The 25,908-nt window shown below is 63.4% G+C and carries 26 protein-coding genes; 14 read left to right on the forward strand and 12 right to left on the reverse strand.

All coding sequences use genetic code 11. The features are described from left to right. Positions 1–46 precede the first annotated feature (46 nt). The 4 genes from OB916_RS14765 to OB916_RS14780 all read left to right on the forward strand — a co-directional run bounded on the left by OB916_RS14765 (position 47) and on the right by OB916_RS14780 (position 1,827). Positions 47–172 carry a hypothetical protein gene (locus OB916_RS14765; RefSeq protein ID WP_315910063.1) on the forward strand — a complete coding sequence of 42 codons (126 nt, stop codon included), beginning with the start codon at positions 47–49 and terminating at the stop codon, positions 170–172. A gap of 79 nt (positions 173–251) precedes the next feature. Further along, positions 252–416, forward strand: coding sequence for a hypothetical protein (locus OB916_RS14770; RefSeq protein WP_315910064.1), 165 nt, complete (start codon positions 252–254; stop codon positions 414–416). 65 nt (positions 417–481) lie between these two features. Next, the gene (locus OB916_RS14775; protein WP_315910065.1) at positions 482–1,354 is read left to right on the forward strand and encodes a hypothetical protein; all 873 of its coding nucleotides are present in this window, start codon (positions 482–484) and stop codon (positions 1,352–1,354) included. 146 nt (positions 1,355–1,500) lie between these two features. After that, the gene (locus OB916_RS14780; protein ID WP_315910066.1) at positions 1,501–1,827 is read left to right on the forward strand and encodes a hypothetical protein; all 327 of its coding nucleotides are present in this window, start codon (positions 1,501–1,503) and stop codon (positions 1,825–1,827) included. A gap of 59 nt (positions 1,828–1,886) precedes the next feature. Here the strand turns inward: OB916_RS14780 and OB916_RS14785 are convergent, their stop codons facing one another. The 4 genes from OB916_RS14785 to OB916_RS14800 all read right to left on the reverse strand — a co-directional run bounded on the left by OB916_RS14785 (position 1,887) and on the right by OB916_RS14800 (position 5,363). Next, positions 1,887–2,972 (reverse strand): DNA replication complex subunit Gins51, encoded by a 1,086-nt coding sequence (locus OB916_RS14785; RefSeq protein ID WP_315910067.1) that lies wholly within the window; start codon positions 2,970–2,972, stop codon positions 1,887–1,889. Position 2,973: 1 nt separating this feature from the next. Beyond that, a complete protein-coding gene (priS, locus tag OB916_RS14790) occupies positions 2,974–4,152 on the reverse strand; it encodes a DNA primase small subunit PriS (RefSeq protein WP_315910068.1) in 1,179 nt (392 codons plus the stop codon). Between the two features lie 160 nt (positions 4,153–4,312). Continuing rightward, positions 4,313–4,798 (reverse strand): GNAT family N-acetyltransferase, encoded by a 486-nt coding sequence (locus tag OB916_RS14795; RefSeq protein WP_315910069.1) that lies wholly within the window; start codon positions 4,796–4,798, stop codon positions 4,313–4,315. Between the two features lie 88 nt (positions 4,799–4,886). Next, positions 4,887–5,363 (reverse strand): redoxin domain-containing protein, encoded by a 477-nt coding sequence (locus OB916_RS14800; protein WP_315910070.1) that lies wholly within the window; start codon positions 5,361–5,363, stop codon positions 4,887–4,889. Between the two features lie 168 nt (positions 5,364–5,531). Here OB916_RS14800 and OB916_RS14805 point away from each other — a divergent pair, with 168 nt between their 5' ends. Together OB916_RS14805 and asd are read left to right on the forward strand one after the other, a co-directional pair. Beyond that, on the forward strand, positions 5,532–5,840 hold the full coding sequence (locus OB916_RS14805; RefSeq protein ID WP_315910071.1) for a twin-arginine translocase TatA/TatE family subunit: 309 nt from the start codon (positions 5,532–5,534) through the stop codon (positions 5,838–5,840). 226 nt (positions 5,841–6,066) lie between these two features. Continuing rightward, positions 6,067–7,107 carry an aspartate-semialdehyde dehydrogenase gene (asd, locus tag OB916_RS14810; RefSeq protein WP_315910072.1) on the forward strand — a complete coding sequence of 347 codons (1,041 nt, stop codon included), beginning with the start codon at positions 6,067–6,069 and terminating at the stop codon, positions 7,105–7,107. An 11-nt stretch (positions 7,108–7,118) separates the two neighbouring features. Here the strand turns inward: asd and OB916_RS14815 are convergent, their stop codons facing one another. Beyond that, positions 7,119–7,358: a hypothetical protein gene (locus tag OB916_RS14815; protein WP_315910073.1), complete on the reverse strand. Its 240-nt coding sequence runs from the start codon at positions 7,356–7,358 to the stop codon at positions 7,119–7,121. Positions 7,359–7,621: 263 nt separating this feature from the next. On the opposite strand from OB916_RS14815, the gene OB916_RS14820 reads away from it, so the two are divergent. From OB916_RS14820 to OB916_RS14840, 5 genes are all read left to right on the forward strand, one after another. After that, the gene (locus OB916_RS14820) at positions 7,622–8,266 is read left to right on the forward strand and encodes a helix-turn-helix domain-containing protein (protein ID WP_315910074.1); all 645 of its coding nucleotides are present in this window, start codon (positions 7,622–7,624) and stop codon (positions 8,264–8,266) included. 265 nt (positions 8,267–8,531) lie between these two features. After that, positions 8,532–10,121, forward strand: a complete 1,590-nt coding sequence (locus OB916_RS14825) for an oleate hydratase (RefSeq protein ID WP_315910075.1) — start codon at positions 8,532–8,534, stop codon at positions 10,119–10,121. A 67-nt stretch (positions 10,122–10,188) separates the two neighbouring features. After that, on the forward strand, positions 10,189–11,214 hold the full coding sequence (locus tag OB916_RS14830; RefSeq protein ID WP_315910076.1) for a M48 family metalloprotease: 1,026 nt from the start codon (positions 10,189–10,191) through the stop codon (positions 11,212–11,214). After that, a complete protein-coding gene (locus OB916_RS14835) occupies positions 11,211–12,281 on the forward strand; it encodes an outer membrane protein assembly factor BamB family protein (RefSeq protein ID WP_315910077.1) in 1,071 nt (356 codons plus the stop codon). The genes OB916_RS14830 and OB916_RS14835 overlap by 4 nt, the downstream gene beginning before the upstream one ends. A gap of 319 nt (positions 12,282–12,600) precedes the next feature. Further along, a complete protein-coding gene (locus tag OB916_RS14840) occupies positions 12,601–13,011 on the forward strand; it encodes a hypothetical protein (RefSeq protein ID WP_315910078.1) in 411 nt (136 codons plus the stop codon). Here OB916_RS14840 and OB916_RS14845 read toward each other — a convergent pair. Then, positions 12,996–13,955 (reverse strand): D-2-hydroxyacid dehydrogenase, encoded by a 960-nt coding sequence (locus tag OB916_RS14845; RefSeq protein WP_315910079.1) that lies wholly within the window; start codon positions 13,953–13,955, stop codon positions 12,996–12,998. The genes OB916_RS14840 and OB916_RS14845 overlap by 16 nt on opposite strands. Positions 13,956–14,061: 106 nt before the next feature. Here OB916_RS14845 and OB916_RS14850 point away from each other — a divergent pair, with 106 nt between their 5' ends. After that, complete coding sequence (locus OB916_RS14850) at positions 14,062–15,426, forward strand: NAD(P)/FAD-dependent oxidoreductase (RefSeq protein ID WP_315910080.1); 1,365 nt, start codon at positions 14,062–14,064, stop codon at positions 15,424–15,426. Further along, positions 15,426–15,605, forward strand: a complete 180-nt coding sequence (locus tag OB916_RS14855) for a hypothetical protein (RefSeq protein WP_315910081.1) — start codon at positions 15,426–15,428, stop codon at positions 15,603–15,605. Before OB916_RS14850 ends, OB916_RS14855 begins: the two co-directional genes overlap by 1 nt. Before the next feature lie 630 nt (positions 15,606–16,235). Here the strand turns inward: OB916_RS14855 and OB916_RS14860 are convergent. From OB916_RS14860 to OB916_RS14870, 3 genes are all read right to left on the reverse strand, one after another. Continuing rightward, positions 16,236–17,894: an MFS transporter gene (locus OB916_RS14860; protein ID WP_315910082.1), complete on the reverse strand. Its 1,659-nt coding sequence runs from the start codon at positions 17,892–17,894 to the stop codon at positions 16,236–16,238. Continuing rightward, the gene (locus OB916_RS14865) at positions 17,891–19,228 is read right to left on the reverse strand and encodes a TIGR00341 family protein (RefSeq protein ID WP_315910083.1); all 1,338 of its coding nucleotides are present in this window, start codon (positions 19,226–19,228) and stop codon (positions 17,891–17,893) included. The genes OB916_RS14860 and OB916_RS14865 overlap by 4 nt, the downstream gene beginning before the upstream one ends. A 101-nt stretch (positions 19,229–19,329) precedes the next feature. Continuing rightward, positions 19,330–19,800, reverse strand: coding sequence for a DUF1269 domain-containing protein (locus OB916_RS14870; protein ID WP_390884092.1), 471 nt, complete (start codon positions 19,798–19,800; stop codon positions 19,330–19,332). 572 nt (positions 19,801–20,372) lie between these two features. Here OB916_RS14870 and OB916_RS14875 point away from each other — a divergent pair. Further along, positions 20,373–21,701 (forward strand): metallophosphoesterase, encoded by a 1,329-nt coding sequence (locus tag OB916_RS14875; protein ID WP_315910085.1) that lies wholly within the window; start codon positions 20,373–20,375, stop codon positions 21,699–21,701. A 1,034-nt stretch (positions 21,702–22,735) separates the two neighbouring features. On the opposite strand, the gene OB916_RS14880 is transcribed toward OB916_RS14875, so the two are convergent. The 3 genes from OB916_RS14880 to OB916_RS14890 form a co-directional block, all read right to left on the reverse strand. Beyond that, positions 22,736–23,041, reverse strand: coding sequence for a cupredoxin domain-containing protein (locus tag OB916_RS14880; protein ID WP_315910086.1), 306 nt, complete (start codon positions 23,039–23,041; stop codon positions 22,736–22,738). A 137-nt stretch (positions 23,042–23,178) separates the two neighbouring features. After that, positions 23,179–24,429: a ZIP family metal transporter gene (locus tag OB916_RS14885; RefSeq protein ID WP_315910087.1), complete on the reverse strand. Its 1,251-nt coding sequence runs from the start codon at positions 24,427–24,429 to the stop codon at positions 23,179–23,181. A gap of 1 nt (position 24,430) precedes the next feature. After that, positions 24,431–25,687, reverse strand: coding sequence for a multicopper oxidase domain-containing protein (locus tag OB916_RS14890; RefSeq protein WP_315910088.1), 1,257 nt, complete (start codon positions 25,685–25,687; stop codon positions 24,431–24,433). Positions 25,688–25,908 lie beyond the last annotated feature (221 nt).

Here is a 25,908-nt window from a genome sequence, read left to right on the forward strand (position 1 = left end):
TTAGCGGCGGTAGAGAACACGGTTCGAGCTGATTTGCCTCTGATGATTGATTTTCGGCGACGAGGACCGCTTCGAGGAGCTCCGTGAGCGACTAGCGAGCGATCGCGATGACCGATCGCCTGCCGAACGGTTCGACGAGGCACTCCGGAAGGTCGACGAACATCTGGCATGATCGTGACTGTTGTAACGATTTACTGGGACGACCGCCGGCAGCTGTGCGGTCGATACGGGAGGGACGTACAACGGTCAGTATGAGTGCGGAGTTGCCGGACGACGATCTCTCGCGAATTCTCACCGCCGTCGAGACGATCGAAACGAGCATCGGGATACTGTCGGACAAGCGTACGCTCGATTGTGAAGAGTACAAGCGGGACCGCGAGACACTGGCGAGTCTCGTTGATCGCCGACAGAAGTGACAGTCACCACAACATTCTGGGCAGCCTGAATATTTAACCGCACAGCCGACGTACGCACACCGAGGATGGGATCTGGATTCGGGCCGGAGGACGTCGTCAATCGACGCGTCAACAGGCACGTCAAAGAGTTGCTCCCGGTCCAGGTCTCCGCACAGAAGGACTACCTGCTCGAGGGACAGCGGTGGCTGCCGCCGGACGGGCTCCCGGGCGACGCGGACCGGTGTCTGTGCCTCCTGAAGAGTTACGTCGGGCGGCGCGGCCAGTTCGAGATTCACGTCGAGCGCGTCTTCGACCGGGGGACCGACGGCGAGTGGCGCATCGAGAACACGATCACGCGCACGGGGACCGGCTCGCTGTCGCCGTTCACGTACCTGGTGACGTCGGAGATCGAACTCCTGGGCGATGTCGAGACGGATCGCGCACGCGTCTCCTGGGCGGCACTCGGCGACGATCCGATTTACGGCGGGCGGGAAGCCCAGGCGGCAGTGCTACTCACGGAGAAGATGAGCCACCTGCGAGCGCGCGAGCGTGGCCAGGGCATGGATCATCCCGGCTCGCTGAGTCGGCTCGGCTCGCTGTCGAACGTCATCGACACCGGTCGACAGTTGCGGACCGACTGGGAGGAGGTCGACGAACTGCTCGGGCCGGACGCGGACACGATCGCCGCGACCGCCGGCTTCGACGCGCTCGAATCCCGGGAGCAATACCTCGAAGCCGAACGGCTGGGCATCGACTTCCTCGCTGCCGACATCGAAGACCTGCAGGTGGAGGGAGACAGACGCGAGCCAGCGACAAGCCGCGAGTCGGATGCCGACCGACCCGACTGGCAGACGCCGCCCGCGGAGCTGACCGTCGACGAGACCGAGACGGAACTCCGGAAAATCCAGCGCAAGCTCCGCCGGATGAAGCGGGAGTTCGGCGACGAGGACTCCTCATAGTGGTTGCTGTAAGTCTGTTCCGGGTTGACCGCACGCAGTCGTGCGGTCACACCGGTAAATCGTTACAGCAACCACTATCAGAGTGACGTCTCTGATCTCGCTGGACGGCGGCCGGTGAACCGTCCCTCCCTACTCGTTCACGGCCTGTGCCGTTCACTGGCGACGACCTCGATCTGTGGGCGCCCGCCTTCGACATCCTGTCGGCGATGGCGTCACATCTCGTCGGCGTTCTCGAGGATTTCGACGGCGGACACGTGTGGGAACTCGGCTACCTCTACCATCACCAGGTTTACGTCAGAGACGTTCTCTGGCTGCTCAAGCGGACGTACGGGAGCGAGGACAGAATGCGCGCGAAGTACGACAACGGGATGGCCGCCACCCATCTGGCCGCTCTTGAGGAGGCAGCCGGAGACCGTCTCCTTCGGTGGCACGACGAGGACGATCTGGCGGATGCTGTCCGTGAAATCCCGTAGAGATCCGTATTCCGCACCGATCACAGAGTAGTGTTGCTAACCTGGCAACGGTCACTGTCTCAATCCAGCGGCTGCGCCGCGTCCCGTTCGAGGAGCGGCTTCGCGTTCGCTTCCGGTAACGTCACGACGTCGTCCGCCGAGAGATCGTATTCGCGCTGGTCGACGCCCAGGATCGCGCCGACGTCCGCAGTAATACGAACCGTTCGCCGCTCGACGCCCTGGCTGGAACCGTCCGCCGCCGCCTCGGGATCCGCTTGCGACGGTGTGTCCCCCTGTGACTCGGGCGACGTCCCTGCCTCCGTCTGCGATTCTGGGGCTGACGCCACTGGATCCGTCTGTGACCCAGGAGCTGGAGCGTCGTCCTGTGTCCCAGCAGACGGAGCCTCGGTCTGGGATGGAGCGGACGGAGCCCCTGCCGCCGCGGGCTCGCTGGCTCGCGCACTCCCGCCGTCGTTCATCACGTCCGCGGCCGGGACCGTCTCTTCGTCAGCTCCTCCCCGACCGGCCTCGTCTGCAGCGCGAGCCGACCCGCCGGACGGATCTCCCGCCGTCTGGTCGGTTGACGGCGGTGCCGCTGGATCGGGCGCGGCGCGTGACGGCTCCCGGCCCGCTTGTGGAAGACTGTCGGCCGCGGTGTCGGGAGCGGTGCGCCCTTCCGGCGCGTCGCGTCCGGCCGCAGCCGACTCGGCGTCCGACCGGCCGGCCGGTTCCGGGGCCGAGTCGGGCTGGCCCGAACCTGGCGTGGCGTCGGCCGGCAGTTCCCCCGCGATCTTGTCGAGGACGTGCTCTCGGTTCGCCTCGATGTCGGCGACGAGTCGCTCGAACATCTCCCGCTCTTCGGCCGTGAGCCCGCCGTCGTCGACCGGCGACCCGTGGGCCGCGAGCGACGCGTTCTTGACGATCTTGGCGACGCGGCGCTTGTGGATCGCTTCGACGGTCTGCTCTGCGGTCTCGATCTCGTCGGAGAGTCGTCCGACCTCGGGATCGCTCCAGGGGTTGTCGGCGCGTTCGGCGGCCCGGTCGCGCGCGTCGCGCAGTTGCTGGATGTACTCGCTGGCCTCGGTGTAAAAGGAGTCGCGCAGCTGCTGGAGGCTGTCAGTCTGCCGTTCGCGACTCTTGACCGTCTGTAGTTCGTCGAGGTCCATGCTATTCCTGGCCCTTCTCGGCGCGGCCCCGGGCCATGAGGAACACGCCGAGGTACTCCGGAACGGAATGCACTCCCTCCGCGAACGTAAAACTATCGCCGTAGAGCTCTATCTGTCCGCCGTCGGTCACTTCGACCGTGATGTCGTGGCCGACGAACGTCTCCGGGACGGCGTCGACCAGCGGGTCGAACGCGTCGAGTTCGTCGCGGTCGATCCGCCTGACCGCCAGGCCGCTCCCGCCGTGGAGACTGCCCGGCAGCCGGATCAGCCGGTTCGTGTCGGTCGTGACCGGTTCGTCGATCGGTGCGTTGTCACCCTCGACGACCTCCTCGACGAGGGCGTTCGCGACCGAGACGAACGCCGGGTGGATGTCGATGTTCCCCGCGCGCAGCTGGTCGGTGTTCTCCCGCATCGCCCGGAGTGCGGCCGCCGCCTTGCCGTCGCCGATCCCGTCGTACTCGGTGAGCCGCTCGATCGCCGCGGACTCGTCGCTCGCCAGCAGCGCCTCGACGGTGTCCATGATGTGCCCGTGGGCGCGGCCACTCCAGCCGCCTTCCGTCGTCAGCGTGCGCTTGTGGGCTGGGCTGCTCCGGCCGGCCGTCCCGCCGACGGCTTCCTCCTCGACCAGCGCGTCGAACTCCAGACCGATCCCGCGCACGTAATCGACGATCTCCCGGCGGGACTCCCGGTCGAGGTGCTGGATCCCCTCGTCGCGGACGTGGACGTGATACCCGCGACCGCCGGAGAAGACAACCGTCAACTGTTCGAACCCGAAGTCGGTTTCCAGAAAGTCCAGCAACTTGCGCAGTGCGTCCTTGCACGACGCCAGCATCTCGGCGTAGGTGTCCTCGCCGGGCGTGACCGACGGCAGATGATCGGCGTCGAGGTCGAAGACGAGATCCGAGGAGCGCCAGCCCTTCTGGCCCATCGAGGACGCGCTCGGGTCGTCGTATCGCCCGGCGGAGAAGTAGACGTGCCGGGGGCGCTCGCGCGCGAGAAAGTCCTCGATCGAGCCGAGATCGAGCAGCGACCGGTGGCGCACCATCGTGGTCCCGGGACTGGACGTCCAGGGGATGTAGCCCCACTCGCGCTCGCTGGCGTCCGGCGGCGGCGTCAGGTCGGCCCGCCGGTAGTGATCGCCGAACCGGCCCCGGAGATACGCGCGCGTCCGTTCTTCCATCGACTCACTGTTTGCGAACTCGGGGCTAAAGCGTTTTCGTCACTGTCGGGCAAGCCACGGGTGCGATCGACGAACAGCTTATCATACGGCTTATTGGACGTCCCGTCCGCATCGACTGCGGGGCGGTAAATCAGTTCAATACTCCGTCTCAATCGCGGGGTCACCGACCGAGCAACTGCGAGAGGCGGTCGGTGATCGAGCTGTCGTCGCCGAGTTTGAGATAGTACGCGTCGCCGCCGTCCTCGTAGTAGTTGTCGATCCGGCGCTCGATCTCGAACCCGACGTGCTGGTAGAACGAGATGGCCTCTTCGTTCGTCGTCCGGGCGTGGCAGGTGACTGTGCTGTAGTCTTCGGCGACCCGTGCGATGAGTCGCTTGCCGAACCCCTCGTCGCGATACTGCTCGTCGACGGCCAGAAAGAGCATATATCCGTCCCGTCGAACCGCCGCAAAACCGATGAGCTTCGTCCGTCGCGCCCGGTTGAGATAGACGTAGACCTTCGACCGGCGATAGGCGTTCTCGAAGAACCGGCGTCGCTGGCGCAACACGCCCTCCGAGCGGCGGATCCGTTCTTTGAGCTCCCACGCCTCCTCAACGTACTCGTCGCTGCCGCGGTCGACGATCCGCGTATCGACGTTGATACTCACTGACCGGAAATAGCACAGACGCGAATATAATTTTTCCGCCCTCTCCGGATTCAGACACGGGATCTGTACCCTTCCGAGCGGGTGCGGCCTACGCGATGTCTTCGACTGCTTCGAGAACCTCGTCGTAGTCCGGTTCGACGCCGGGATCGTCGCTGACCCACGCGTACTGGACGACGCCGTCATCGTCGAGGACGAACACCGACCGCTTGGCGACGTCGTGGACGCCCAGGTCCGTGAAGTCCATCGCGATGTCGTACGCTTCGACGAGTTCTTTGTCGGCGTCGCTGATCAGACCGAACTCCAGCCCGAGCTTCTCGCGGAACTCGTTCAGCGCGAACGGCGAATCGACGCTGATCCCGTACACCGAGGCGCCGGCGTCCTCGAACGTCGCCAGGTCGTCCTGGAAGTGGTTCATCTCGTGGGTGCAGACGCTGGTGAACGCACCCGGGAAGAACGCCAGCACGAGCGGGGCGTCCTCGAGGTGCTCCGAGAGCGTGAACGACTCGATGTCGCCGTTTGCGAGCGGTGCAGTGAAATCTGGTGCGGAGTCGCCTACGGATACCATGGCGGACATCGATACGACCGCCAGCGTCAAGACTGTGCCGCCCCCGGCGAATTTCGGATCGTGGGGGTTCCCCGACGAGAGCGTCTGTCTTTCGGGATCGCTGTCGTCCTCACGACGTGGTGTCTAGCAAAAAGCCTATAATAGCCAGCAAGCAAAGGGGAGGTAGAGATGCTCAGTTCAGTCCTACAGATCCCAGGAATCCCGGGTGGCCCGGAAGTGCTGCTGCTGTTGTTGCTCGTCGTGCTGCTGTTCGGCGCGAACAAGATCCCGAAACTCGCCCGCTCGTCGGGGCAGGCGATCGGTGAGTTCCAGAAGGGGCGCGAACAGGTCGAACAGGAACTCGAGGAGATGAAAGAGGGTGGAACGAAGGGGTCGGACGAAGACGAGGTCGCCACCGAATCCGACACCGACTTCGAGACCGAGCCCCAGGTCGAATCCGAGACCGAACCGTCCTTCGAGGACGACACCGAAAAGTAACGCTATCGTTTTCGCCCGCGCTCGACGCTGACGGTACGTTCTCCGAGTTGGGAAACTGTCCGATACCGGTGGCTACGACGACAGATTCTGCCCGATGCCTGTCGAAACTGTCCGAGCGTATCGCTACCTGTCTGGCTGTGCCGTCTCGGTCCCACGGCGACATCCGGAGGGTATGCGAGACGTATCCAAACTGTTTTGAACGCGCATCGCGCTACCCCCGAGTACCATGACAACCAACGTCGGCATCCTCGGCGCGACCGGAGCAGTCGGACAGCGACTCATTCAGCTTCTCGATCCGCACCCGCAGTTCGAGATTGCCGCAGTCACCGCCAGCGAGGACAGCGCGGGCAAGACCTATCGCGAGGCGGCCAAGTGGCGGATCGACACGCCGATCCCCCAGTCGGTCGCGGACCTGGAGGTCCGCCAGACTGACCCGACGTACGTCCCCAACGACGTCGATCTCCTCTTTTCGTCGCTGCCCTCGGGCGTCGGCGAGGCCGTCGAGCCGAAATTCGCCGAGGAGGGCTACGTCCTCTCCTCGAACTCCTCGAACTTCCGGACCGACCCGGACGTCCCGCTGACGATCCCCGAGGTCAACCCAGAGCACCTCGATCTGATCGAAGTCCAGCGCGACGAGCGCGGCTGGGACGGCGCGATCATCAAGAACCCCAACTGCTCGACGATCACGATGGTGCCGCCGCTTGCGGCCCTGGACGACGCGTTTGGGCTCGAACGCGTCGACGTCTCGACGCTCCAGGCCGTCTCCGGGGCGGGCTACTCCGGCGTCACCTCGATGGAGATCATCGACAACGCGATCCCGCACATCGGCGGCGAGGAAGAGAAGATGGAGACCGAGTCGAAGAAACTGCTGGGCGAGTTCGACGGCGCACAGGTCCGCTGGAACAACTTCGCCGCCGCCGCCTCGTGTAACCGCATCCCGACCCTGGACGGCCACCTGGAGAACGTCTGGGCCGACACCAGCGCGGACGTCACCCCCGAGGAGGCTGCCGAAGCGATGGCATCGTATCCTTCGGCCGACGACCTGTACTCCTCGCCCGAGCAACTGATCCGGGTCTTCGAGGAGCCCGACCGCCCCCAGCCCCGGCTCGACCGCAACCGCGACAACGGCATGGCCATTGCGGTCGGCGGCGTCCAGGAAACGACCAACGGCGTCCAGTTCAACTGTCTCGCGCACAACACCCTGCGCGGCGCGGCCGGCGCGTCGATCCTCAACGGCGAACTGCTCCTCGAGGAAGGCCATCTCTGAGCACGCGGCGATCACTGCTCTCCGTCGTCAGTCTCGGACTTTTCGAGTTCGGCTTCGAGTTGCTCGACGCGCTCTTCGAGTGCCTCCTGACGCCGCTGTTGCTGTTTCGACTGGCTCCTGACGGCACCGACGACCAGCACCACCGCGAATCCGAACAGCAGCCCGACCGGACCTGACACGAAGATGAGAACTACGAACGTTATCACAACCGCAAACGCGACACCTACGGCGTGCCAGTCAGCGTCATTCATAGTTCTTGACATATTAACGATCCCTAAGATTCTTTCGGACTGATACGATGAACGCACATCGCGGACAGAGCAGAGCGACGTGACGGCTCTCGCATCTGTTCCGTCTGCGACGGGACGAACACGGCTTCCCTTCTGCCGGCCTCCTCGTCGCGGTTAATACTGCCGGCTGTACGTTCGTAAAGATATTCGGCACAACCTCGTGCCGAATCATTTCGAAAAGTTACAGCCGGCAGTATAAGTCCCGGCCCGTGCAAGCACAGTATATGAGCGTCGTCTGCGAGTTCGAACTCCTGTCGGCGGAGTTGCCGCTGACTGGCGTCGCGGCGGCTCTCGATACGATCCTCACGATCGACGACGTGGTCTCGGGGACGGCGGGCGCGCCCGCCGTCGTGTTCTCGACGACCGGCGTCGATCCGGCCCGCCTCGAAGAGGTCATGGACGACGCCGACCCGATCCCGGAGTACGTCGCCCTCGAGTCGGCCGTCGTCGAGTCGCGCTATCGGGTCACTCTCGATACGGCACACGCCGACGTCTACACGCGACTCGTCGACCTCCGGACCCACCCCATGGGCGCGGTCGTGACCGGTCGCGGCTGGCGAGTCAGTGCGCAGTTCGCCGACCGGGACGCGCTGGACACGTTCCGGACCGCGTGTGGAAACACGGGCGTCGAGTTCCGACCCCGGCGCGTTTTCGAGGCCGAGACCGACCGGACCGACGACTACGGTCTCACCGCTGCCCAGCACGAGGCGCTGCTCACCGCCCACGAGATGGGCTATTTCGACGTGCCCCGGGAAGCCGACCTGTCCGACGTCGCCGCGGAACTCGAGACGACGACCTCGGCGCTGTCCGAGCGACTCCGGCGCGGCCAGCGCCGGCTCGTCGGTCACACGATCGCCAGCGCGGAGTGATTCGCACTGCAAGGTTGGACGAGCCTGAGCTGCAACGCCGGGAGAGTCTGCATGGCCGTGCAGATGAGCTTGAACTGCAGGATATATCCTGCAAAGCGTTAGCGCCGCGGCCGGCCTACGTTTCGCTGTGGCGAGACGTCGGGCATACCGTCTGGTCGGCACAGAACTGGAGGATCCATGACCACGCTATCACCACCGCAGGCGAGCACAGACCGCGGATCGGCACACCAGCGCGTCCGGACGAACGCGACGCCGGAGGGATCGCATGCCTGTTGAACAGACGCCGCACGTCGCCGACCGGGAGGCCCACGTCGTCGGCGGCGGAATCGCCGGGCTGGCGGCTGCGGCGTTTCTGATCCGTGATGGCAACGTGCCCGGCGAGAACGTCCACGTCTACGAGAAACTCGACATCGTCGGCGGGGCGATGGACGGCGCGGGCGACCCCGAGGAAGGCTACGTCATCCGGGGCGGGCGCATGTTCAACTTCCCCGCCTACGAGTGTACCTGGGACCTCTTCCGGACGATCCCCGCCCTGGAGGACGACAGCATTTCGGTCAAAGAGGAGATGAACCGGTTCAACGCGAAACACCCGTCCTACGCAGAGGCGCGACTGATCGAGGACGGCACCCATCTCGACGCCTCGCAGTTCCAGCTGGAGACCCGCCACCGGATCTCGCTGGTTCGACTGCTGCTCACGCCCGAGGAGCGACTCGGGGACACCCGGATCGAGGAGTGGTTCGGCGACGACTTCTTCGAGACGAACTTCTGGTACGTGTGGGCGACGATCTTCGCCTTCCAGCCCTGGCACAGCGTCGCCGAGGTCCGCCGGTACATGTACCGCTTCCTCCACGAGTTCCCCCGGCTGCACACGATGGAGGGGATCGACCGGACCAAGTACAACCAGTACGACTCGATGATCCTGCCGCTGCGACGGTGGCTCGAGGACCGTGGCGTCGACTTCCAGTACGACTGTCGCGTCACCGACATGGACATCGTCACCTCGCGAGCGGGCCGGACCGTCGAGCGACTCCACTGCGAGACCGACGGCGGAACCGAGCGCATTGGGGTCGAGCCCACGGATATGGTCTTTTTCACCAACGGCTCGATGACTGACGGGTCGGACCTCGGCGCGTGGGACGAGGCCCCCGAGACGAACGAGACCGGCGCGTCCTGGGAGCTGTGGCGGTCGATCGCCGCTGACAACCCCGGATTCGGCGACCCCGAGGTCTTCGCCGGTAACGTCCAGGAGACCAAGTGGGAGTCGTTCACCGTGACGCTGCACAACACGGACCTGTTCGATCACATCGTCGAGTTCACCGACGAGGAGCCCGGCAACGGGCTGGTGACCTACGTCGACTCGTCCTGGCTCATGTCGACTGTCGTCGCCGCGCAGCCGCACTTCGCGAACCAGCCCGACGACGTGAAGATCTTCTGGGGCTACGCCCTGTTCCCGGATCGGGAGGGCGACTACGTCGAGAAGAAGATGTCCGAGTGTACCGGCCGGGAGATCCTCGAAGAGCTGTGTTATCACCTCCAGTGTGCGGACCGACTGCCGGAGATCCTGGAGGGCGTCGACTGCGTGCCGTGCATGATGCCGTTCATCACGGCCCATTTCCAGCCCCGGACGTCCGGCGACCGGCCGGCGGTCGTCCCCGACAGCTCGCGCAACCTGGCGTTCCTCGGACAGTACGCCGACCTCCCGCGCGACGTCGTGTTCACCGTCGAGTACTCGGTTCGCACGGCGATGACCGCCGTCTACGAGCTGCTCGACCTCGATCGGGAGATTCCGCCCGTGAGCAAACACTACCGCAAACCGGGGGTCCTCGCTGACGCGGTTTCGGCGTCGTTCGAGTAGCCGCGGCGTCGACGATAAAGTATTAATCTTCGACCGCCATCGTTTCGCACAACGCTCGTGGGCTGTGATGAAATGGGACACAGATTCCGGACTGACGGTCCGGATGGGGGTCGCACTCGCACTGGTCCTCACACTGCCGGTGGCGTTCATCTACGCGTTCGTCTTCGCGATCAACGCCGTGGGGCTGGATCTGCTCTCCTGGGCGACCGGGAAGCCGTACAACGGTGAGGTCTACGTCCGGCCCTGGCTCGCCGTCGGCGTCGTCCTCGTTGGCCTGGCCGTCCAGTATCGGTACGGGGACTCGGTCGCGCTCCGGTCGGTCAGCGCCAGGCGCGTCGATGCCGATGAGCGACCGGATCTCCATCGGCGCGTCCAGCGTCTCGCACAGATCGCCGAGGTCGAACCCCCTCGCGTCGCCGTGAGCCGGTCAGACGTCCCCAACGCGTTCACCGTCGGCGTGCGGCCGTCGACCGCGACCGTCGTCGTCACCGAGGGCGCACTCGAGGCGCTCGACGACGCGGAACTCGACGCCGTGCTCGCACACGAACTCGCACACGTCAAGAACCGCGACGTGTCCGTGATGTCGCTGGCGTACTTCCTGCCGTCGCTGACCTACCTCGTCGCGATCGGCGCGTTCTACGTCCTCAAGGGCGTCTTTCACGTCCTCGGATCGTTCCGACACACAGACGGCGACGGGGCGAAGGGACTGTTCGTCGCGATCGTCGTCCTGGTCGTCAGCGCGATCGTTACGATGGCCATCTCGGCGCTGTTCTGGCTGGCGAGTTTCACGCTCTTTCGGACGCTCTCGCAGTATCGCGAGTACGCCGCCGACCGCGGTGCAGCGGCGATCACCGGCGATCCGGCGGCGCTCGCGTCCGCACTCCGGACGGTCGACGAGGAGATGAGCGACGTGGCCGATCGCGATCTCCGTGAGGTTGACGGCGGTCTCGAAGCGCTGTACGTCGCGCCGATCGACGACTACCAGTTCGGCGAAGATCGCGAGCTGATCAGCAACGACATCTTCCCGGCGACTCACCCCTCGACAGGGGAACGAATCGATCACCTGCAGTCGATCTCCCGTGACTCACTATGACCCGGCGACGGCAGTTTCTCTCGGCGCTTACCGGCGCGACCGTCGCCGGCCTCGCCGGATGTGGGTATCGGCCCGGCGGTGGTGACATTCGATGGTCGGAAGATCTGTCGATCGCAGCTGCCGGGATCGGTAGCGGGATCACGACCGCCGACGTCGTCGGGGACCGTCTGATCGCGGTCGTCGATTCCTCCCGAACCTTCGACTTCGATAGCAGCGAGTTCCGCGAGCGCGGGCTCGTGTACGCGTTCGAAACGGATTCTGGAACGCGACGCTGGCGGGACGAGCTACCCGAACCGGTCCGCGTCAGGGCACTCGGGGACCCGCCGGCCGTCGGGACCGAGCACGCAGTCTACGGCTACGGCGAGGGCGGCGAGCGATGGGAATTCGAGATCGGTTCGGCCCCGCTCGGGATAGCCGCCGGCGGCGAGCGCGTCTACGTCCGCACGGACGCCGGCAAACTCCGCTCGATTCGCCGCGGTCGTCAGCAATGGACGCTTGACGTACCCGCGTCGCAGCGTCACGACGCGGCCGTGGCCGCCGACCACCGCGGCGTCGTCTACCGGGACGGCGACCGCCTCCGTCGGGTCGACCGGGACGGCTCGCGCCAGTGGAACCGTCCGGTTCCGTCGGAGACCGGCGACGTCCGGATCGTCGACGACCTCCTTTTCGTGTCGACACACAGGGAGACGGTCGCGGTCGAGGTGGCGTCGGGTCGGGAGCGGTGGCGGAGTGACGCCCGGCTGGAGGCGGTGGACGTGACCGATCGAGGCGTCTGTGTAGTCAGCGACGAACGGGTAACCGCCGTCGATCACGCCGGGGAACGGCGCTGGCGCGTCGGCGGCGAATCCGGCGGAATCGAGGCCGGAATGGGTGGTTTCACGGGAATCGTCGCGGACGAGACGGCGGTGTACGTGACGTCGGCCGATTCGATCTTCGAACTCGATCCCACCGACGGGAGCGTCCGCTGGACGGTTTCCCACGACACGGTCTCTGCCGGACCGTTCCGCGTGGACTCGGGCGTTCTCGTCCTGGTCGACGACCGTCTCGTCTGCCATCACCCTGACTGATTCGGACTGCTGTGGAGATAGGCTGGCATGACCGACCCAGTCGTGGGTTCGACACGGATGGACGACAGCAGTCCGTCTCGCATTGCCGGCTAACGACGTTCGCGATGACGAGATATCGATTGCCACTGTCGGCTATAATCTTCGTGGAGATATTCGACCCGATGCAGGGCTGACATTGCTCACGGGCTTCTAATCGACGGTATGAAATGTGACGGCCGGTAGTCTCGGGAGCTCTGCTATCGAGAGCCTGCACCGGCACGTACTCACAGTTTGTGTGTCTGCCCCCTAGACTTTTATCGCGCCTCCGTAATTTCTAAGCATGGTCCTCCGCGAAACGAATGCACAGATCGCTGCGGCGCTCGTCGGTATCCTCCTCCTGTTTGCACTGCCGGTGACTTTTGATATCCCGGTCGGCAGCACGATGAACGCCGCCGTTCTCGCGTCGTTCTACGCCGTCGTGTTCGGCGGCGCACACCTGTACCTTGCTCTCGTCGGCGAGAGCGACGCTGACTTTCCCGTGACTGCTCGCTGGCGAACCGTCCTGCTGGTCGCGGGATTAGCCACGCTGGCTATTGCTAGTCATGGGATGATGGCATTGGCTGATCTATCTAACCAGGTAATTATCAGTGTGGCAACTGGCATCGGCATTCTCGTCGTTCTCGGGTACTGGTATCTCGAAGCCCGTGACGGCTACCGCGACGCTCGTCCCGGCGATCAGGGGACGACCTGATTCCGGAGTCCGGTCCACTCCCTGGATTCGACCGCGCGTTCGACGTTCTCGACGACGATGTCGGCCAGCCGATCGTAGTACTCGGGCGTGTAGCCGCCGTTGTGTGGCGTGATCAGGACGTTCTCGAAGTCCCAGAGCGGGTGATCGGACGGCAGCGGTTCCGGATCGGTCACGTCCAGGGCGGCCCCCCGAATGTGATTCCACCGGAGCGCGTCCACCAGCGCGTCGGTCTCGATCACGCCGCCGCGGGCGACGTTGACGACGACCGCGTCGGGATCGAGGAGGTCGAATTCGTCCCGGCCGAGCAGTCCCTCGGTCGTCTCGGTCAGCGGGCACGCGAGCACGACCCCCTCGGCACCGGCCAGCGCAGCCTCGGCTTCGCCGTAGCCGAACACCGAGTCGACGGGGCCACCCTTCTCCGGCGTGTGGCGAATCGCGCGGAGGTCCACGTCGAACGGCTGGAGTCGTCGGGCGATCGCCGAGCCGATCGCGCCCAGTCCCACGACGGTGACGGTCCGCCCTGCGAGTTCACCCATCTGGAAGTTACGCCACTCGTGGTTGCGTTGCTGGCGACGCGCCCGGAAGAACCCCCGGATCAGCGAAAGCAGCGAGCCGACCGCGTGTTCGGCGACGTTCGAGGCGTGGACGCCGCCGGCATTCGTCACCGTCACGCCCCGCTCTGTCAGCTCCGACAGCGGCAGGTGATCGGTGCCGGCATACGAGCAGGCGAACAACTCCAGCGAGTCGGCCCGATCGAGCCTGTCGGTCGAGATGTAGTTGCCGACGACGACGCTCGCGTCGGGCAGTGCTTCGTCGATCGCGTCGTTCGTCCGGGCCAGCGATACCGTCCCGTCGTACCGCTCGCGCAGCGACTCGACGAGCGACTCGACTGGAATCCCGTGTGGCTTCTGCGGGAGGACGAGAACCTCGGGTAACTCTGACATCGTTGCTCGGACAAACGAGGGTCGCACATGTCAATGCTCGCGTTTCCCGACACCGTCGCCAACGCGATGTCACGAGATTTAACTACCGACGGGCCGGGGTACGCGTATGGAACGAGTCGACGTCGCGATCGTCGGCGGTGGTCCGGCGGGATCCTCCGCAGCGAAGGCCGCTGCCGACGCCGGTGCGGACACGCTCGTCGTCGAGAAAGGAGTGCCACGGGCCGACCGGGAACGGCTGGGCCCAGACTCGACCGACGCAGCCGGGATGCTCGATTACTGGGTCGATCTCATGGACTACGAACCCGAGGAGATCCCCGAGGAGATCATCCTGAGCGAGCTCGACGGGGCCTTTTTTGCCGGACCAAGCGAGTCCGTGACGCTGCGCGATACCGGGATCGACGCCAGCTACGACGGCTTCGGGTTTACCTTCCATCGCGCCCGATTCGACGACTGGCTCCGGGAGGAAGCCGAGGCGGCAGGGGCTTCCTACGACGTCGGGACGAGCGTCTCTGACGTCGAATCGACCTTCGACGCCGGGTCGTTCACGCACACGCTGACATTCGCCGACGGCGAGCAACTCGAGGCCGACGCGCTCGTGCTCGCGGACGGTCCCCAGCGGACCGTTACGATCGATGCGCTTGATCAGTTCATGCCCGCGGATCGATCGGTCGCCTCGCTTCTGGGCCCCAAGGAGGCGAATCACATCGCCTACCAGGAACACCGCCGGATCCCCGAGGAGTTGTTCGATCCCGACCTGATCAAGTTCTGGTGGGGCGTCATCCCCGGGCACACGGCGTATCCGTGGATTTTCCCCAACGACGACAGCGTCGCCCGCGTCGGACTGACGATGCCGATCGACATGGACATCGACGCCGTCGACAACCGTGACGACTACGCGTTGCTGGAGCCCGACGACGAGCGGATCCCGTCCGGGCGGGTCTATCTCGAACGCCTGCTTGAGTGGCGCTATCCCGAGTACGATCTCGAGGACTTCCCGCTGGTCGAGGACCGCGGCAAGCGCGGCGGGACCGAGGCGTATCCCATCTCCTCGACGCGGCCGATCGAGTCGCCGACACGTGCGAACGTCGCGGTCGTCGGCGGCGCGATGGGTGCGACCTCTGCCTTCCACGAGGGCGGTGATCACGTCGCCGTCCGGACCGGCAAGATCGCCGGCCGGCTCGCCGCCACGGACGACCTCGATCGGTACAACCGCGAGTGGCAGCGCGCCGTCGGCGACGAGGTGCTGCGCAGCGTCACTCTCGCCGAGATGGCCCGCGATGTGGGTCCGAGAGACTGGGACGAGACGCTCGCCACCGTCGACCGGATGCTCTCAGTCGAGGGGTCGCGGTATCGACAGGCACTCCGATCGGGGCTCGACGGGCTGTCGCTGATCGCACGCTACAAGTGGACTCGCCGCGGGTTCCGGGACGGTGCGTACGTCCAGCTCCACGAATCGGAGTACGTCCTCTGATGAGTCTACTGCAGCGGAGCTTGCCGCTCGTCGGGATCCTGTATCTCGTCTATCTCGTCTTACAGCCGCCACCGCTCCGGTGGATCGGGGTGATATGTCTGGCGGTCGTCATGCCGTTTGCCGTCGGCTGGCTGGCGGGTCGTCTGCTCGGCATCGGGCCGTGGGCGACCGAGCCCTGACAGCACGCGAAGGGCTTATCCACTGCCGCCGAGAACTAGTCAGTGCGTACCACAAGTCCCCGCCAGAGCGTTCCCAGACGGGTGCGATGACGGCACGGAGAACCCAGGTACGGTACATCCCGCTGTGACGGCTGACGCCGTCTCGGCACTTGGTGGCGCGTCGCGCCACTCGCACTCGCGGCTGACGCCGATCGTGCAGATCTGGACGCGTCGCGTCCCCCGCCTCGGCGGTTCACCGCCGTGGCATTCGGTCGCTCGTAGAGCGACCCGCCCGCCACGAGGGTTTCCCGGCTGACCCGGCACGCCGCCAGGGATGATGTCGGTCGTTAGTGTTCCGGGCGTACATTTTGCGTATGCTATGGAATGAATTTATGAAAATATGTGTGGCTTTGCCTAGGGCCTATTTTCAAGACAGCATATCTACAGTGAGACCCTTTCCCGCCGGAACTTCGGGGAATAGTCGGTGATGACGATCCTGAGATGAAGTCCGCCGGGAGTACCTATCTGTCTGTGAGGTCTGGATGCCCGTGGTGTATACAACGCTCGTGTCTTGCACGTGTTTCTTCAAGAAGCAGTCACCTTCGAGTGTTCAAAACAGGAGATAGGCGTATCGTGGTCGGTCTTGATTTATCAGGAATCCCCGGGGCGACGTGGTAAGAACGTCGAAACCACGAGCGTGACCAACACGAATATGAAAAGGAGGAGCAACGTCGCGCGCTGGGCACCGACGAATGCGGCCTCGAAGACCCCGTCGAGCAGTGCCCGCTCTGCAGGGGTCAACCCGGCGAGGAACGCCTGTCGGGTCGCCTCGGTCGCCGTCTCTGCGGCCTGTTGCAGTGCCAGGGCGAGTTCGTCGCGTCGGGACACCGACACTGCGGCGCCGGTCGCCCGGAACGTGCCCTCTATCACGCCACGGTAGAACTGCCCGAGCAGGAAGGCGCCAACGATTGCCGTCCCGAGCGCGTACGCCAACATCCCAGTCGCGTTCATGACGCCCGAGGCCTCCGAGGAGTTCGCCTGGGGGACCGCCGACAGCGTCGAGTTGACGAGCTGCGGCGTCATGAGCCCGATGCCGACGCCGACGACCGCCATCGGGACGGCCATGCTCCGCACCGTCTGGTCCGGGTTCGTGTCCTGGAACAGCAACAGGAGGCCGACGCCGATCAGCACAGCCCCGACCTGGACGAGGGTCTTCGGCGTCACGTACGCGCGCCAGCCGGTGGTGAACGTCGAGACGAGCAGCGTCCCGACGGAGAACGGGAGCATCGCGACCCCGGCCTCGAAGGCGGTGTAGCCGAGGCCGGACTGGAGGTACACTGGGATGATGAAGATGAACCCGGCCATGACGAGCGCCCGGGCGCCGAAGGTCAGCGAGCCCGCGGTGAAGGTGCGGTTCGAGAGCATTCCCATCGGGACGAGCGGCGAACGGCCCGCCCGCTCGAGGCGGTACTCGTACTGGACGAATGCGGCGAACGCAAGCAGGCCCAGGCCGATGGTCCACAGCGCCGGCGATGTCCCGAAGGGGTTGAACTGGACGCCGAAGGCAACGAACGGGCGCGTCGCGACCAGCCACCCGAACTTGCCGGCGAGGAGGAAGCCGACGACGAGTGACGTCGCGCCGACGACGGAGAGCACGGTCCCCCCGACGTCAAGCGGGTCGGGGTCGGACGTCAGCGGGGCGGCGCTCACGTAGCGAACGAACACCAGCGCGACGGCGACGACGACCGCCTCGAGGGCGAACCCCCACCGCCAGCTCGCGAACGTCGTCAACGCCCCACCAAATATTGGGCCGACGGCCGCGCCCGCCGCGCTCACGCCCGCCAGCACCCCGAGGGCCCTCGCGCGGTCTTTCCCATCGTAGGTGACGATGAGGACAGTGAACGTCAGTGGCATCAACACGGCGGCCGCAGCACCTTCGACGAGGGACCAGCCGAAGTACAGGACGGCGGGGCTCCAGCTGACGGCTGCTAGCAGCGTCCCGGCGGCGTAGACGACGAGCGTCCCCTGCATGAGCCGCCGAACGCCGTAAATCGACGGGAGCTTCCCGCCAGGCAGCATCAGCGCCGCCATCACGAGCGAATAGACCGCGATCGCACCCTGGACGACGGAGACGGTGGTGTCCAGGTCCGAGACGATAGCGGGGATCGCGACGTTCATCAGGGTCGAATCGATGACTGCGATGAACATCGACAGGCTCACGGCGATGGCCGGCCCCCAGTAGGCAAGCGTCCCCTGCTGTCGATCCGGAGCATCGACCTCTCCCAGGGGTTCTTCTGCATCAGAACTCATCGAGACACCCCAGGAGAGACCAGTCGCTCAGGTCGTTCCCGCGTTCTCCCGTCGGACACCTGTGTCTCGATAAATCCGACGCGGACGACGACGTCCCGGTCGAACTCCGCAGTCAACTGGTCGTCCCAGCGTTGAGCGAGGTCCGGTGGTACCTCTTGGTCCCGTGGAACGCCGACGAGGACGTTCACCCGGGGTTCGTTTCCGAGGAGCAGATCGATCGGTTCGTAGTCGGCGGTCACCGAAACGAGTTCGACCCCCTCGATGTCTGCCTCGTCGAACTGCTGCTGGAGTTCAGTCCGGGTCTGCTGTTCGAAGGCCTGCGTCTGAAACGTCGTCCAGGTAACCGCACCGAGGACGATCGAAAGCAGCGCGATGGCGACCGCGATCACGACGATGCGAGAGACGATCGAGGCGCGAACTCCCTCGAACGCGCCTGCGTCGAGTGGCTTGAACCCTGCTACCCAGAACAGGGTCAGGGCGGAGACGTTGATCGCGAGCAGGTTCACGACGACGAGCACTGCGCCCGCGATGGCGACCCCCGGTAAACCGAACGCGATACCGAGGCCGGAGGTCGCGGCGGGGGGAACGAGCGCGACGGCGATGGCGACGCCGACGAGGGTCGACCCGGAGCCACGCATGATGCTGAGCGACCCGGCGATTCCCGATCCGAGCGCGAGAAAGAGCGACAGGAAGTTCGGGCTCGTCCGCTCGGCAATCTGGGGGATGGTCCGGATATCGAGTCCCGGCGGGATGAGAACGGTCTGCTGGAGGAGCCACCCCATGACCGCCGCCGTCGCGATGGCAGCGACGAGCCCGACGACCTGCAGTTTGACGCCGCGTCTGGTCATTCCCGGATCGTCGAGGATCGTGCCGACGGAGGCGGAGACGGCAGGGCCCATCAGCGGCGCGACGACCATCGCGCCGATGATCGTCGCCGCGGAGTCGAGTAGCAGGCCCGTCGTCGCGATGACGGTGCTCAGGAGGAGGAACGCGAAGAAGGTGGAGTTCGCCGGGGCGAGATCCTGCGCCCGTGCGTACAACTCCTCGCGCGAGATCCGGAGGCCGGGAAACCGTTCGACGAGTGCGGACAGTCGCTGCGAGACGACAGTCTCCGTCGAGAGGACGATGGTGTATGCGTCCTCCCGGATACCGGCCTCGATCAGTTCGTCCATCACCGGTTCGACGCCGCTCGGCGGGACGGGAAACTGAACCATCGCCTCGAAGTCACCACGGCCGACCTCGTCGAACACGGCGTAATCGATACCCTGGTGGTCGAGCGTGTCGAGGACGGCCGATCGGGTTCCCTTGGGGATGAGAACTTGGACGAGTCGCATGTGATACTGAGTGACCGGTCGTACGAGCGTTCCAGACGACCAGAGGGTGCGGTTTTTGCTCCGTTAACTCGAATTTCGTCGGCGACGGGGTACCAATGGATTCACCCGGCGACTTCCTCTGCGGCGAAGGTCTCGCGGAGGCGCTCGTCGTCTTCCGGGGAGAGGTTCGTGTCGATGATTTCGAAGTCGTACTCGAAGTCCGACAGTTCCTCCTTGATACGCTCTACATTGCCTTCCCGTGCCAGCAGGAAAAGCGCGGAGTTTCCGGGCTCGATCGCGTCCCGTACCTCATTGATAAAGTCGTCGTCGATGCCGATGTCGCCGAGTTTCCCCGAGAGTGCGCCAGCGGTGGCGCCGGCCAACAGGCCGAGCCACGGCGCGAAAAACAGCAACCCAATGAGCATCCCCCAGAAGGCGCCGCCCAGTGCGCCCGCACCGACGAGACTGTGCGCCTGCTTAACATTCGCACGCCCCTTCTCGTTTCGGACGACGACTGCTGCGTCCTCGATCTTGATCAGCTCCCGCTTCTGGAGGTCGTACATCCTGTCGCGCATGGCTTCAGCGCCGTCCATGTCGCCGAATCTGAGTACAACAAGTGAACTCATATCACCATTACCTCTGTCAGAGGACTTAGTTAGAGACGGGCATTCGAAATAAAGATCGAGTTACTTTCCCACGCGTCCTGCAGCGGGATCCGGGAGTGAAATCGATCCGATCTCCGTTCTCTCGGGACGTCGACAAAGGGGGAGCACCGACTGGGGGCCAAGACTATGTCGCTGTGTGCAGGTTTCGGCAAGACCTCCTCGGACGCACGCTGGTGTATGTCGATCTTTCTCACTGGTGGTACGGTTACCGCCGGTTTAACGCGCTAATAACTATGTCCGGTACCCATCAGACATCGGCATGCCCGCGTCCTGGAGACCTGCCATTGACACGGTGGGTACGTCAGATCGTTGTCCAAGCGAATGTCACCAGCCTCTTTCCCGTCAAGACTTCACGCACGTCGGCGGTCGGTATCCGGCGACCAACCCGCGATCCGAACCAATGCGACCGGTCATTCGATGCGCTGGAGACGCACGGATCACAACCGACCACAGTGAATCGAGCGTTTGCGCTTCCAGCAATCAGGACAGCGGGTAGCGATATGGCCGACGTATACTACTTCATCAGCGACCTCCACATCGGCGGGGATGAGCAGCTCCAGCAGGTGGACTTTCTGGACGAATTGCTCGAGTTCCTCACGGAACTTGAAGAGAGTGACGAGGACACGGAATTGATAATCAACGGCGACGCGTTCGGGCTCTGGGAGTTCACGGAGGTCGAGGGGCCGGCGAAGTTCGACGCTCTCCTCGACCACTATCCGGAACTGTTCGATCAACTCGAAGTCACTGGTCGAGAGGTACCGATCACGCTCATCCCTGGGAATCACGACTACGAGCTCGCCGCGTACCCGGAGTACGTCGAGCGACTGGCGGAGTACAACGTCACACTGGAGCAGGAGGTGTCGATCGAGCGGACAGTCGGCGATTCGGTCGTTCACGTTGAACACGGCATGCAGGAGGATCCGAACAACCGGATCCCCGACTTCGGGAATCCGTATGCGAACCCACCGGGCTACTTCGTGAATCGACAGATAACGAGTCGTGCGGGGCAGCTCTCCGAGCGGGGAAAGTACAACTGGCTGAAGGACATTCAGGCTGTGACACCGATGACCGAAATCCCCGACTGGCTGATCTCGAACTACTTTTATCGGGAGATGAGTGCGTGGCTGCGGTTTTCGGTCGTACCGTTCCTGTTCCTGTTCAACATCGGTGTGCTGTACGTCGCGATATTCGCGCTCGCCTGGTTCGAAGTCTGGTCGTTTCCGCTCACTCTGGTCGAGGAAGCGCTCGGCTTCTTCGGGCCCGCCGGGCGACTGGTCGAACTCGTCCTCGCCGGAAATCTGGTTATCATCGTGCTGATACTGGCTATTTCCATCCCGCTCGCCGTGTTCGTGTGGGATGCGCGAAAGACACTCAGGCGGTTCGGCCTCGTCCGGTCGCCAACTGACCGGGAACCCGTCGAGAAATATCTCGACCGGGCCAGAGACGTGTTCGCGTCCGAACCGAGGGTCGCGGTGTACGTGTACGGGCATACGCACCGGCCGTCGGCGACCGAAGTCAACGGGCGGCTCGTCATCAACACCGGGACCTGGCTGAAGCGCCTCCAACGGGTTGATCCTCTCCTCGGGGTTCTCCCACCGGTTTACTACGCCTCCTACCAGCTCAATTACTTCCGTCTCTCCGCGGCCGACGACGGTGACGTCCTCGTCGAATACGACGTGATCGAGAAACCGAACCCGGACGACGAGACGTGGCTCCAGCGACTGCTCACCCGGTCACCGCGACGACAACGGGAACTCCCCGATAAGACGGTGGTGAACCGGCCCCGGGAGCGGGGTTTGCAACTAGACGAGTCGGAGGTTACAGAGTGACACATTCGCTGTCGAGTGTTGCCGATGGTGCAACGATATTCACCGGCCAGCGGGTCTCTGGGTCTGGATTTGTGTTGATATCTACGAGCCTCAAAAACGGCCAGTGTCCGACACCGGCTATGTATCGTTTAGCCATCAATGAAAACTATCGCCATTCGAGAGCATTGACAGAGCCATCTGATCCAAAACGGGCGCTCTGACGGCGGTGTAATGCAGTCAAGGGAATCGTCATAGTCCCAGTCAGAACTGCTTCCTTGGAACTACTTACCGAGTCGAAGGATGCCCCAACCGCGGAATAGTTCGACTGAACGATGTTTACTCTTCTTGACATACGATCGCGTAGATGATCTGAATAGGATGAGTTCTAGCACCACAGTTGAAATCGAATTGCTTTGTAGGATCACTAGCCAGCGCTTGATTTGAGCGGTCTCACTGAGTCCCTGGTCTCGATATTTCCTCGAATAACGTGTCTTGAACTCATCAAGATCAGAAATTTGTGTTCAATACGCTGGCTCGTTCTACCGGCCGACTCACGAAAACGGATCGAGAAATAAACAGACGTGCTGTGATGGATACAACCTCTGTATCTTGCACACACCTTCTGACGAGATCTCGATAGGCTCTCGAAATCACGACCGATCATACACGCATTCGAAGGACGATACTGCTAATGGCCCTCCCCATGATACTCGTGCCAGAGTATGCGGTTTAAGGCCCTAAGCACTCAAGGTCAGTTCCACTGAGCCTACTAGTAGAAACTCGCCCGGTAGTGTCGCGGCGTACATTTCGACCATCCTATTAGAATTATCTGTGAATAATATAAATCACTCCGGCGGCAGTCTATCGTTGAGACTAGGCGTCCCGTAGTTATCCTTTCTTCTCGCCAGATTTTGGGAGCTATTCGATGATGACCATCTGGTAAGAAGTCTGTCGGGGTACTGATATCTTTTAGGTTGAGGTGTCCGAGCTGCATAGAGAGCGCGTATCGTGCAGACCCTTCTGGATTGGAAGGGCCACACGATAGTCTATGAGACTCACCTCACTCGAACTGTCCCGACCATCCCGGATCCTTCATGTGGGACACAAAAGTACCCGTACGTTCCAGGGAGATCGAACGTGTGCTCGTATTTCTCGCCCGGTGGAATGAGCCCTTCGGTGACCCGGTTCCTCGCAGCACGCTCGGACTCGAAGCCACCACTTGCGAAGTACTCGGCCTCGTCTGGAATCTCGTTTTCATACGCTGTGACCGTGTGCTGGATGTCGCTTTCGTTCGCCCACGTTACCGTCTCTCCTGTTTCGACCGTCGCAGTCGACGGTTCGAACGTGAGGTTATCGGACATCGTGACGGTCTGGGTCGACGGCTGTCCGGTCAAACATCCGGCAGTGCTGAGCGTCGCCAGAGTGGCAGTGCTTAGCCGCAACATCGTGCGTCGATTGTAGCATTCGGGTGACATTGTTCAGGGATGGACGGTACTAATCAGACCGCCACGAAGAGGTCGGTCACGTACATCACGCCGAGTCCGAGCAGGAATGCAAGCAGATTCGTGGCGTTGGCCACGCGACCGCCTGCATCCCGAACCATTCGTGCGATCTCCCAGTCAACCTGGAGGATTGCCCCAACCCCGATTGCGAGGAAGAAGGCTCCGATCGTCGGAGAGTATGCGAGACTGCCGATCCAACCACCGAGGATGACGGGTGCGCCGGCGATGACGCCGAGAGCGGTGAAGTGCTTGAGCGACGGGCGTTCTCCGCGGGCAACCGGTGCAACGACAGCCGGGCCTTCGGTCACGTTGTGGAGCATAAACCCGATCACGAGGAATGCGCCGAGTGACACGCGCCCGAGTGCAAACGAACTCCCGATTGCCAGCCCCTCCGCAAGGTTGTGCAGGCCTATCCCGACCGCGACCAGATAGGCGACCCAGAGGCCGCTACTCGCCCGACTACCACCAGCGGCGATACGCCCCTCACGCCACGCACTGAGCGCCTGGACTAAGAGGAGTGCGCCAAGGATTCCGAAGACGACCAAGAGGTTGCCCTCGTACGCGCCTGGAACCCGCTCGGCGAGTTCGAACGCCTCAAATCCGGCGTCGAACGCCAGGAAGGCCAGTACCCCGGCCGCAAATAAGAGAACGGCGTGCAGCCAGCGATCGCTCATCGTCTTGATGTAGGGGAACCAGAGCATCCCTAATGCGACCGGGATCACACCGACAAACAGTCCGATGACTGCGAGCGTCCTGAGCAGACTGAGGCTGAATCCGGGTGTCTGACTCGGAGCGACGATTGTATGATGGAATGTCGCTCCGTCGGAGAGTAACAGCGTGACTCCAAGGTCCCATCCCCGATTCCAGTGATACGGAATCACGATCTGTGCGCTTTCCATCGGGGCGAGCGTTTGGTCACCACCGGCTCCTTCGACCCGGAAATCCCAGTAGGCTTCGTCAACGAGAACCTGTGATATCGTCACGGATTGGGGGCCGTTGTTCGTCACGTGGAGCACCACCGTCTCGTCGCTCGGAAGCGTCGAGTGCGTGACTGTCACGTCGGGAAGCGGTTCACCGCTCTGGACGCCAGCGAGCGGTGACGTGAACGCGAACGCGCCCAAGACGAGTACGAGCAACACGACCGGGAGTATCGCGCTGACCCATCGCGCAAGCCCAAGCGGCTTCGAGGTCTCGGCCTCGGCTGACACATTACCGTTCGCCGTCGAGTTTTGTGTCTTGTCCGCCATGTTAGACCACCTCGAAGAAGCTCATCCAGCCGAGTTCGGCGAACTCCGACTGATGCGCGTGGAACATGTATAGCCCGGCCTCGTGGTCCGAGTAGTCTATCTCGATGATACCGCGCTGGGCCTGGCACTGCATAATCGTGTCCACAGTCTTGTGCGTCGGCGTCAGCGTCGTCCCGTGGTCGTAATAGTCGAAGAACTGCGAGTGCGTATGGAACGAATTGATGAGGTCGAACTCGGTCGCATTGCAGAGGTACACGCGCTGGCGTTCGTTCCTGTCGATCTGGATGGGCCGTTTCGTCTCGCCCGCGGCCCAGTTGCCGTTACCGTCGGTGTGACCGACGCCGTATCCGAACGCCCGGGTGTTCGCCGCGTAGACCTCGTTGCCGCCGTCGAAGTTCGTGTCAAAGGAGTTCATCACCATCACCATCTCGTTGACGGCGTCGGTTTCGGCGTACTCGTGGTTCCGGCTCTTCGCCTCTTCGACGAGCTGCGTCCGGAAGTCGTTGGTGATCGGGCCAGGGTAATTGACGTAGTCGCGAGGGTTCTCCCTCACGCGTTCGGGATCCGGGTCGACGATGATCGTTCCGTAAAGCCCACGGTGGATGTGCTCTCTCAGCGGGAGCGAGTGGCAGTGATAGAAGTGTGTTCCGGCGGGCTGGGCGATCCACTCGTAGGTGAAAGATTCACCCGTATCGAGTACACCCGGCCCGTTCTGAGGGATCCCATCCATACGCGGGTTGAGATTCTTCAGGTGCGGATGAATCGTGTGAGCGTGCCGCCCCAGGTTCGTGAACTTGACTCGGAGCAGGTCACCCTCAACGGCGCGGATCGTCGGTCCCGGAACTTGGCCGTTGTACGCCCACGCCTGAAACTCGACACCCGGCGCGATGGTGATTGTCGTGTCGACGGCAGTGAACTCGAACTCCCGCACGGTTCGGCCATCCTCCTCGTAGACTTGCTGCGGAACGTTGTCCTGGCCGCTGTCTCCCGTATTGAATGCGGTGAGGAACTCGTGCGGGTCGAAATCCAAGTCCCGGTATTCACCTGCCGCACCGAAATTACCGTGGTCACCCTCGTCGTGGTCGGACGAGGTACTTGCTCGGGTACTCCCGAGGCCGACCGCTGCACTCCCGGCGACACCGAGACTGCCGAGCACCGTGCGGCGACTGACACTCGTCTCACCAGTGAGTGATTCGACCAGTCGCTCTTCGAGTCGTTCTGTGACATCCGCTGCACTCTCGTAATCTATCGATGGCATGGTCTCCTCCGCTGGCTGAGCCTTCGAATACGCATAAGCGCTAGTTGAACTTCCTAACATATAAATTAGGCGCGTCTAATCTTTTGCAAAGTCTAATCTAACTCCGGGGATGGCCTTTCCTCAGTACTCAGCTTTGCACGTTAGCGTCAGCTGTTGAATGAACGAACAGGTGATCGATTTCTTCCATCAGGTCATCGACGCCACGATCATTATTGTCCCGA

Origin of the sequence: Halapricum hydrolyticum (assembly GCF_025517535.1) — an archaeon.
Lineage (GTDB): Archaea > Halobacteriota > Halobacteria > Halobacteriales > Haloarculaceae > Halapricum > Halapricum hydrolyticum.

Coding starts and splice junctions, on each gene's coding strand:
- OB916_RS14820 (WP_315910074.1), top strand. CDS start 7,622: ATGAGCGTCGTCTGCGAGTTCGAACTCCTGTCGGCGGAGTTGCCGCTG.
- priS (WP_315910068.1), bottom strand. CDS start 4,152: ATGGAAGAACGGACGCGCGCGTATCTCCGGGGCCGGTTCGGCGATCAC.
- OB916_RS14800 (WP_315910070.1), bottom strand. CDS start 5,363: ATGGTATCCGTAGGCGACTCCGCACCAGATTTCACTGCACCGCTCGCA.
- OB916_RS14875 (WP_315910085.1), top strand. CDS start 20,373: ATGGCCGACGTATACTACTTCATCAGCGACCTCCACATCGGCGGGGAT.
- OB916_RS14805 (WP_315910071.1), top strand. CDS start 5,532: ATGCTCAGTTCAGTCCTACAGATCCCAGGAATCCCGGGTGGCCCGGAA.
- OB916_RS14870 (WP_390884092.1), bottom strand. CDS start 19,800: ATGGACGGCGCTGAAGCCATGCGCGACAGGATGTACGACCTCCAGAAG.
- OB916_RS14885 (WP_315910087.1), bottom strand. CDS start 24,429: ATGGCGGACAAGACACAAAACTCGACGGCGAACGGTAATGTGTCAGCC.
- OB916_RS14855 (WP_315910081.1), top strand. CDS start 15,426: ATGAGTCTACTGCAGCGGAGCTTGCCGCTCGTCGGGATCCTGTATCTC.
- OB916_RS14785 (WP_315910067.1), bottom strand. CDS start 2,972: ATGGACCTCGACGAACTACAGACGGTCAAGAGTCGCGAACGGCAGACT.
- OB916_RS14775 (WP_315910065.1), top strand. CDS start 482: ATGGGATCTGGATTCGGGCCGGAGGACGTCGTCAATCGACGCGTCAAC.
- asd (WP_315910072.1), top strand. CDS start 6,067: ATGACAACCAACGTCGGCATCCTCGGCGCGACCGGAGCAGTCGGACAG.
- OB916_RS14815 (WP_315910073.1), bottom strand. CDS start 7,358: ATGAATGACGCTGACTGGCACGCCGTAGGTGTCGCGTTTGCGGTTGTG.
- OB916_RS14830 (WP_315910076.1), top strand. CDS start 10,189: ATGAAATGGGACACAGATTCCGGACTGACGGTCCGGATGGGGGTCGCA.
- OB916_RS14825 (WP_315910075.1), top strand. CDS start 8,532: ATGCCTGTTGAACAGACGCCGCACGTCGCCGACCGGGAGGCCCACGTC.
- OB916_RS14865 (WP_315910083.1), bottom strand. CDS start 19,228: ATGCGACTCGTCCAAGTTCTCATCCCCAAGGGAACCCGATCGGCCGTC.
- OB916_RS14845 (WP_315910079.1), bottom strand. CDS start 13,955: ATGTCAGAGTTACCCGAGGTTCTCGTCCTCCCGCAGAAGCCACACGGG.
- OB916_RS14835 (WP_315910077.1), top strand. CDS start 11,211: ATGACCCGGCGACGGCAGTTTCTCTCGGCGCTTACCGGCGCGACCGTC.
- OB916_RS14770 (WP_315910064.1), top strand. CDS start 252: ATGAGTGCGGAGTTGCCGGACGACGATCTCTCGCGAATTCTCACCGCC.
- OB916_RS14880 (WP_315910086.1), bottom strand. CDS start 23,041: ATGTCCGATAACCTCACGTTCGAACCGTCGACTGCGACGGTCGAAACA.
- OB916_RS14860 (WP_315910082.1), bottom strand. CDS start 17,894: ATGAGTTCTGATGCAGAAGAACCCCTGGGAGAGGTCGATGCTCCGGAT.
- OB916_RS14850 (WP_315910080.1), top strand. CDS start 14,062: ATGGAACGAGTCGACGTCGCGATCGTCGGCGGTGGTCCGGCGGGATCC.
- OB916_RS14840 (WP_315910078.1), top strand. CDS start 12,601: ATGGTCCTCCGCGAAACGAATGCACAGATCGCTGCGGCGCTCGTCGGT.
- OB916_RS14890 (WP_315910088.1), bottom strand. CDS start 25,687: ATGCCATCGATAGATTACGAGAGTGCAGCGGATGTCACAGAACGACTC.